This window comes from Ruegeria sp. AB10, from assembly GCF_056542745.1.
In genome coordinates, this window is the sequence record NZ_JBQGAI010000001.1 from 974090 (window position 1) to 981321 (window position 7232).

Genomic DNA, 7232 nt, shown 5'->3' on the forward strand with positions numbered 1-7232 from the left:
ATCTCATGGATTCGCTTTGCCTCGTCCAAAGTCCGGCGCGTCCGTGTCCTGCCCCGCGTCGATGATCCCGCGCCGGATCGCACGTGTGCGGGTGAAATAATCGAACAGTTGCTCGCCATCGCCGGTACGGATGGCGCGCTGCAGGGCGAAAAGCTCTTCGGTAAAGCGTCCGAGGATTTCCAGCGTTGCATCCTTGTTGGTCAGGAACACATCGCGCCACATGGTCGGGTCCGAGGCCGCAATCCGCGTGAAATCCCGGAAACCGGCGGCGGAATACTTGATCACCTCACTATCGGTCACCCGGCGCAAGTCATCGGCGACACCCACCATCGTATAGGCAATAAGGTGCGGCGCGTGAGACGTCACAGCCAGCACCAGATCGTGGTGATCCGCATCCATCTCATCCACATTCGCTCCCATGCCTTCCCACAGCGCCCTCAGACGGGCGATGGCGTCGGGGTCCGAGCCTTCGACCGGCACCAGCAGGCACCAGCGATTGTCATAAAGCTCGGCGAAACCGGATTCGGGACCGGAATGCTCGGTCCCGGCCAGCGGGTGGGCGGGGACGAAATGCACGCCTTCGGGGATATGCGGGGACACGGCCTGAATCACGTGCCGTTTGACCGAGCCCACATCCGTCACCGTCGCGCCGGGTTTCAGCACCGGGGCGATATCTGCGGCCACGGCCTCCATCGCACCGACAGGGACACACAATACCACCAGATCCGCGCCTTCGGCCGCCTCGCGCGCGGTGTCGCACACACGGTCGCACAGACCGATGCGGCGCGCCGTTTCGCGTGTCGCATCGGACCGGGCATAGCCGGTGACCTCACCGGCAAGACCAGCGCGTTTGATGGCCCAAAACATGGACGATGCGATCAGGCCCAACCCGATCAGCGCGACACGGTCGTAAACCTGGCTCATGCCGCACCTCCTTTGAACGCGGTGATGGCCGCAACAACACGGCGGCAGGCGTCTTCATCGCCCACGGTGATCCGCAGGGCGTTGGGCAGGTTATAGCCCGCTACGCGGCGCACGATCAGACCTTGGGTCTTGAGGTAATCGTCACAGGCCTCAGCCTCGGCCTGATCCGCAAACCGAGCGAGGATGAAGTTGGCGCAGGACGCATCTGACGGAACACCGATCTTGGCCAGCTCCTCGGACAGCCACACCCGCAGGCGCGCATTTTCTGCCTGACAGAAAGACAGGAACTCCACATCCTTCACCGCAGCTTCGGCCGCCGCCAGTGCGGTCAGCGACAGGTTGAACGGCTGACGCACACGGTTCAGCACATCGATGATCGACTGCGCGGCATACCCCCAGCCAACACGCATGCCGCCCAGACCGTAAACCTTGGAAAACGTCCGGGTCATGATCACGTTCTCGAACCGGTCGACCAGAGACGCACCACCGTCGAACCCATCGACGAATTCGGCATAGGCGCCGTCGATCACCATAAGACAAGTCTGCGGCAGCGCCTCGGCCAATCGCACCAGTTCAGCCTCGGGGATCATGGTCGAGGTTGGGTTGCCTGGGTTGGTCACAAAGACGATCCGCGTTTGGTCCGTGACCGCCGCAAGGATGTTGTCCACATCCACATGCCGGTCCCGCTCGGGAACCATCACAGGCGTCGCACCGGCCATGCGGGCAATGATCGGGTACATGGAAAAACCATGCTCGGTATAGATGACCTCATCCCCCGGTCCGGCATAGGCCTGAGCGATGAATTGCAACACTTCGTCACTGCCCACACCGCAGATGATCCGCGCCGGGTCCAACCCGTGCCGCGCACCAATCGCCGCGCGCAGGCTAGCGTGGTCGGTGCTGGGATAGCGATGCAGGGTCGCGGCACTGTCGCGCACCGCCTCAATCGCCCTAGGGCTGGGGCCAAACGGGTTTTCGTTCGAACTCAGCTTGATCACATGCTCGACCCCGGCCACATGCGACTGGCCGCCCTGATAGAGCGCGATGTCCATAATGCCGGGTTGAGGGGTGATCTTGTTCATAAGAGGCTCCGTTAATTGGAGCCCCTCATACCTGTCTCAACGCGTTGAGAAAAGCGGCAATTCCGTCACGCCGCTTTGAAGCGGGCGGTTGCCGGGTCAGCGCTGTAATAGGGCACAAATTCCTCGGTCCGGCGGGACAGGTCGTTGACGCTGTCGATGATGAACTGAACCGTCTCTTCGCTCATCAGATACGAGAAATTCAGGCGCACCCAGCCCGGTTTCTTCATCTCTTCCCCGGCCGACAATGCCGCGTGCAGCTCTTCCGACGTCTCTCGGTCGATCCCCAACAAGCGGTGCGCATAGGGTCCGGCGCAGGCACAGCCGCCGCGGGCCTGAATACCGTAGATATCGCTGAGCATCCGGGTGAACAGTTGCTGATGAACAGGCTGCCCCGAGTTGTCGCGCACCAAGAAAGAATAGATCGGCAGCCGATGCGGGTTGTCCGTACCCAGCAAGGTCAGGTTCGGATTTCCGCCCCACCCGTCCAACGCCATGCGGTTGTATTGCGCCTCGCGGCGGGCAATCTCATCGGTGCCGACCACATCCTTGACGATGAAAGCCAGCGCCGCGCGGATATCACCGATCACGTTGGGTGTTCCGGCCTCTTCGCGCGCGGCCAAATCCTCACTGTAGTCGTGCCGCCATGGCGAGACGAAGCTGACCGTGCCGCCACCGGGCCAACTGGGGCATGTGCGTTTCACAGCGCTTTGGTTGACGATCAGCACGCCCGACGCACCCGGTCCGCCCGGAAACTTGTGCGGAGAGACAACGATGGCATCCTTGCGCGCATCCTCAGGCCCCATATCCATCGGCAAATACGGCCCGCCGCCCGCGTAATCCCAAACCGACACCGCCCCATGCGCCTTGAGCAACCGGGTGATCGGGTCCGGGTCGGTGATGATTCCGGTGACATTCGATGCGGCCGAGAACGACCCGATGATCAGATCGGAACCGGCATTATCGACCAAGGCTTGTGCAAGCGCAGCCAGATCAACACCGCCCCCTGCTGCCTCGGGGATCTCAATCACCTGCGCCTTGCTTTCGCGCCAGGGCAGAATGTTCGAATGATGCTCGTATGGCCCGATCATAACGACCGGCCGGTCAGCCGCATCCACACCCAACAAGCTGACCAGCCGGTTCAGACCCGCAGTGGCGCCGGACCCGGTGAAGATCACCGCGTCTTCGCCCCTCGCGCCAACAATGCGGGCAATTTCTGCGCGTGCTTCACGGCGCAGACGGGTCATATAGGACCCGCAATAGGAGGCCTCGGTATGGCTGTTGGCATAGAAAGGAAGCACCTGTTCGGCGACAAAATCCTCAACCTGCCGCAGCGCACGGCCCGAGGCGACGTAATCCGCGTATACCAGCGGCACGTCCCCATGCAGACCCGGGATCAGAACGTTTTCTCCGATCAGCCCGTCGCGCAAGCTTGAATTGCGAGTGGTGGACTGGATGTTTGCGCGAAATTTGGACAGGGTCATGATATAGGCTCCGTATTGCCCTTCCAATGTGATTGAATAGAAGCGAGGAAACTTCACCTTTCTTTTGATAGTTTTCTCATTTTTTGTGTCATATGATCAGTTATGTCAGAAAAAATAGATCAAATTGACAAGCGCATACTGCGAGAGCTGCAAACCGACGCCACGCTGTCCCAACGTGAATTGGCGGATCGGGTCGGGTTGTCACAGAACGCCTGTTGGCGTCGCCTGAAGGCGCTGAACGAAAATGGCGTGATCACCGGCTCAACCGCCCGGATCGCGCGCGAGAAACTGGGGCTGAGCCTTGTGGTCTTCGTCATGCTGCGCACGCGGCACCATTCGGCCGAATGGCTGCAGGCCTTTCGCAGCCACGTCCTGACCATTCCCGAAGTGGTGGATTTCCACCGCATCGGCGGAGACTATGACTATCAGCTGAAAGTCGTGACCGAGGATATGGCCTCGTATGACAAGGTCTATCAACGCCTGATCGAAAAGGTCGAACTGGACAGCGTGACCTCATATTTCGCGATGGAAGCGATCGCCGAGGGACGACCGCTGCCGATCTGATGAAGTCCACCCCGAAACGAAAAAGGCCGCGCAATCTGCGCGGCCTTGTAATTCCGGGTGTCAGCGAAGATTAGTTCTTCGCGTAGAATTCGACGACCAGGTTCGGTTCCATCATGACCGGGTAAGGCACATCGCTCAGGCCCGGTGCGCGCACGAAGGTCGCGGTCATTTTCGAGTGGTCGGCGTCGATGTAGTCAGGCACATCGCGCTCGGCCAGAGCAACAGCTTCCAGAACAACAGCCAGCTGCTTGGACTTATCGCGCACTTCGATGATGTCGCCTTCTTTGACACGGTAGCTGGGGATGTTGACCCGCTTGCCGTTCACTTTGACGTGGCCGTGGTTCACAAACTGACGTGCAGCAAACACGGTCGGCACGAACTTGGCACGGTAGACAACGGCGTCCAGGCGGCGCTCCAGCAGACCGATCAGGTTTTCACCGGTGTCGCCTTTGACACGCTCGGCTTCGGCGTAGATGCGGCGGAACTGCTTCTCGGTCAGGTCGCCGTAGTAGCCTTTCAGCTTCTGCTTGGCGCGCAGTTGCAGACCAAAGTCCGACAGTTTGCCCTTGCGGCGCTGACCGTGCTGGCCGGGGCCGTATTCACGACGGTTGATCGGGGATTTCGGACGACCCCAGATGTTCTCGCCCATCCGGCGGTCGATTTTGTACTTGGCAGACGTGCGTTTGGTCACGGCTGATCTCCTTCGTTTAGGTCGAAGGCGCTCCCCTGCTAAGGGAGTAGGTTAGCGCCTACTATGAAGGGCGTTGTCCTCTTGAGGTTTCCCCCATGACAGGCATCCCCTTGCGAGGGCCACCAACACCAATGAAGCCGCGCTTATATCCGCGAAACTGGCAGAGTCAACCGGCCGCACCATGCGGCAACGGCTTTTCTGTCAAAAATTTGGGATTTATTCGGCCCTGCGCCCGGCGGTAACCGCAACCCGCAGGTCGGCCCCGCCCATGTCCTGCCTTGGCCGGGCCGGGAATGCGACGACGGTATCCACCAACTCCGAGGACGTGCCGTCTTGAAGTCCGCTTTCCGCAATTTCGCTGATCCAGAATTCCTGATCCCGTTCGGGGCAATCGCCTTCGAATACCAGCATCGGAACTGATTCACCTGCCACTGGGAACAAGGCCGCTGTGAATGTTTGTGCGCCATTGGTCAAAACAAGCAGACCGCTTGCTTCGTCCGGCAGATTTTCAATTTGAGCGCAATGATCAAGAGTTGCAGCCTTGCTGCCACCGGCATGTCCGGTCCATTCCACCGCGTGGGCGGCCGTCTCAACCAGATATCGCGCCTGTCCGCGCCATGACCACGCTGCTCCGACGGACAGAAAGGACAAAGGCGCTGCCTCAAGCCCATCGATTTCCGTCTGACTCCAAAATACTGCCGTTCGACCGTTTTTTCCGGCTCTCATTGTACCCGCCTGCACCTTAAACATTTCACTACTGACTGGGCTTTTCTTATCAACGCAAAATGAGGCGGAAAAGAGACGTTAACGCAACATTAACGAAATTTTTACCTAAACGATTCGGCCATTGACCGTGACCGCAAAGACACTTGCCGATCTGGTTTTATCTACCGTGTTAGCGGCTGGCAGTCGCAACGGCACCAACCTCAAGATGCTTTGGCTTCTCAAGCCATCCTAAGACCAGTCACAAGCTTACCCAAATAGGCCAGTTGGCCTATAGCAAAGAATGACTGAGAGGATCAAAATCAGAAGGCGCCCGATCCATAAACCGGGCGCCTGCAAGCGGTTGAAAAACCAAGGGATCACGAGCTTTGAGCGTCACAGCCCCTTCGGAAGGAGGTCGGGTTCTACCGAGCCGCTTCGCGTCATCTTGTATTTCATTGGTCTGGAACGACACATAAGGTGACACTTTTTGCGACTGGAACCCCCTTGTTTTGTGGGCCTTCCTGATAGCGCCGACATCTAACTTGCCATTTCCCGACACGTAATTTGCAACTCATCGAACAAATAAGCGCTGCAACCTCCAACCCACGGCAATTCTCAATAAATCTCAACCAAATGACGCGTCTTCGCGCCTGAAAATTCCCCCCGGCATTGCCCGACACTGACTGCGTGTAGAATCCAAACCCTTTCGATCGATGGATGAGAAAACTGAGTTACTTGCTACAAGGCATACAGACCGAAATGAGCTTTGCTTGTTGCTAGGTTTCACTCGAAGCGTCGTCAGCAGCACAGATCGCGTCCAATACCTTCAATACCTCTCTGAGTTCCCGTCTTACGATCACCACGCGCTGCATTGCCAATGTCTCATGGCGCCCAGCTAGCTCCAAAACCACGTCCATCACACTATCCGAGTGCTTCATCAAACCAATCAAATGCTCACCACTTGGGCCGTATGAACCGGCTATCCAGTTCTTTGCGGTCCTTTCGCTTACTCCCGTCCACTTTATCGTTGCTTTCGCCGCCCGGCCCGCGCCTCCCAGTTCATAGGTCAGGGCAGACCTAACTGCCTCTCGATATTCTACAGCCGAAACCAGATCCTGGCTGCCTCCATGAAAGATGTTGCCCTTTTTATGAAACATGTTTCCGTCTCCCTTCCGATAAGTTCGTGAAAGGAATCGCAGAACAGCTGCGCAAAATTACGAATTTGAATATGGAGGGCCACGTCATTGAGTTGGCCAAATAACAAAACAGACGGAGACAAACGCCGAAACGCAGCCCAGTACGTCCGTATGTCGACCGAGCACCAGCGATACTCAACCGAAAATCAGGCCGACGCCATCCAGCGATATGCGGAAGAACGCGGCTACAAGATAATCCAAACCTATTCTGATGCTGGCAAAAGCGGATTGAGCATTCAAGGTCGAGCCGGTCTTTCGCAACTCATCTACGACATCGAAGCAGGTGAGACCGATTTCAAAACAGTCCTGGTCTATGACGTCAGTCGCTGGGGCCGTTTTCAGGATGCGGATGAAAGCGCCTATTATGAGTATATCTGCAAGCGCGCTGGCATTTCTGTCGAGTATTGCGCCGAGCAATTCGAAAACGACGGAAGTCCCGTTTCCACCATTGTGAAAGGCGTCAAGCGCGCGATGGCTGGCGAATACAGTCGCGAGCTTTCGCAAAAGGTCTTTGCGGGGCAGCAGCGCCTGATCGAGTTGGGCTATCGACAAGGCGGCGCAGCCGGGTTCGGGTTGCGGCGGATGCTGA

General features: G+C 58.1%; 8 protein-coding genes. 2 read left to right on the forward strand and 6 right to left on the reverse strand.

Annotated features, from left to right (window positions below):
* Window positions 1–3: 3 nt before the first annotated feature.
* The 3 genes from ACR0NT_RS04935 to ACR0NT_RS04945 all read right to left on the reverse strand — a co-directional run bounded on the left by ACR0NT_RS04935 (window position 4) and on the right by ACR0NT_RS04945 (window position 3487).
* On the reverse strand, window positions 4–924 hold the full coding sequence (locus ACR0NT_RS04935) for a prephenate/arogenate dehydrogenase family protein (protein ID WP_170670485.1): 921 nt from the start codon (window positions 922–924) through the stop codon (window positions 4–6).
* Window positions 921–2006 carry a histidinol-phosphate transaminase gene (hisC, locus tag ACR0NT_RS04940; protein WP_170670483.1) on the reverse strand — a complete coding sequence of 362 codons (1086 nt, stop codon included), beginning with the start codon at window positions 2004–2006 and terminating at the stop codon, window positions 921–923. Before hisC ends, ACR0NT_RS04935 begins: the two co-directional genes overlap by 4 nt.
* Window positions 2007–2071: 65 nt before the next feature.
* Window positions 2072–3487, reverse strand: a complete 1416-nt coding sequence (locus ACR0NT_RS04945) for an aminotransferase class V-fold PLP-dependent enzyme (protein ID WP_170670481.1) — start codon at window positions 3485–3487, stop codon at window positions 2072–2074.
* 102 nt (window positions 3488–3589) lie between these two features.
* Between ACR0NT_RS04945 and ACR0NT_RS04950 the strand changes: the two genes are divergently transcribed.
* Window positions 3590–4051, forward strand: coding sequence for an Lrp/AsnC family transcriptional regulator (locus ACR0NT_RS04950; RefSeq protein WP_170670479.1), 462 nt, complete (start codon window positions 3590–3592; stop codon window positions 4049–4051).
* Window positions 4052–4121: 70 nt separating this feature from the next.
* Here the strand turns inward: ACR0NT_RS04950 and rpsD are convergent, their stop codons facing one another.
* The 3 genes from rpsD to ACR0NT_RS04965 form a co-directional block, all read right to left on the reverse strand.
* The gene (gene rpsD / locus ACR0NT_RS04955) at window positions 4122–4742 is read right to left on the reverse strand and encodes a 30S ribosomal protein S4 (RefSeq protein WP_170670477.1); all 621 of its coding nucleotides are present in this window, start codon (window positions 4740–4742) and stop codon (window positions 4122–4124) included.
* A gap of 216 nt (window positions 4743–4958) precedes the next feature.
* The gene (locus ACR0NT_RS04960; protein ID WP_170440725.1) at window positions 4959–5153 is read right to left on the reverse strand and encodes a hypothetical protein; all 195 of its coding nucleotides are present in this window, start codon (window positions 5151–5153) and stop codon (window positions 4959–4961) included.
* 1070 nt (window positions 5154–6223) lie between these two features.
* Entirely contained in the window at window positions 6224–6604 is a 381-nt protein-coding gene (locus ACR0NT_RS04965) for a hypothetical protein (RefSeq protein ID WP_224856715.1), read from the reverse strand.
* Between the two features lie 150 nt (window positions 6605–6754).
* Here ACR0NT_RS04965 and ACR0NT_RS04970 point away from each other — a divergent pair.
* Window positions 6755–7232 (forward strand): recombinase family protein (locus ACR0NT_RS04970; protein WP_480442662.1); only part of this gene is annotated, 478 nt, incomplete at its 3' end.

Coding starts and splice junctions, on each gene's coding strand:
- ACR0NT_RS04950 (WP_170670479.1), top strand. CDS start 3,590: ATGTCAGAAAAAATAGATCAAATTGACAAGCGCATACTGCGAGAGCTG.
- ACR0NT_RS04935 (WP_170670485.1), bottom strand. CDS start 924: ATGAGCCAGGTTTACGACCGTGTCGCGCTGATCGGGTTGGGCCTGATC.
- ACR0NT_RS04965 (WP_224856715.1), bottom strand. CDS start 6,604: ATGTTTCATAAAAAGGGCAACATCTTTCATGGAGGCAGCCAGGATCTG.
- ACR0NT_RS04960 (WP_170440725.1), bottom strand. CDS start 5,153: ATGCTGGTATTCGAAGGCGATTGCCCCGAACGGGATCAGGAATTCTGG.
- ACR0NT_RS04945 (WP_170670481.1), bottom strand. CDS start 3,487: ATGACCCTGTCCAAATTTCGCGCAAACATCCAGTCCACCACTCGCAAT.
- hisC (WP_170670483.1), bottom strand. CDS start 2,006: ATGAACAAGATCACCCCTCAACCCGGCATTATGGACATCGCGCTCTAT.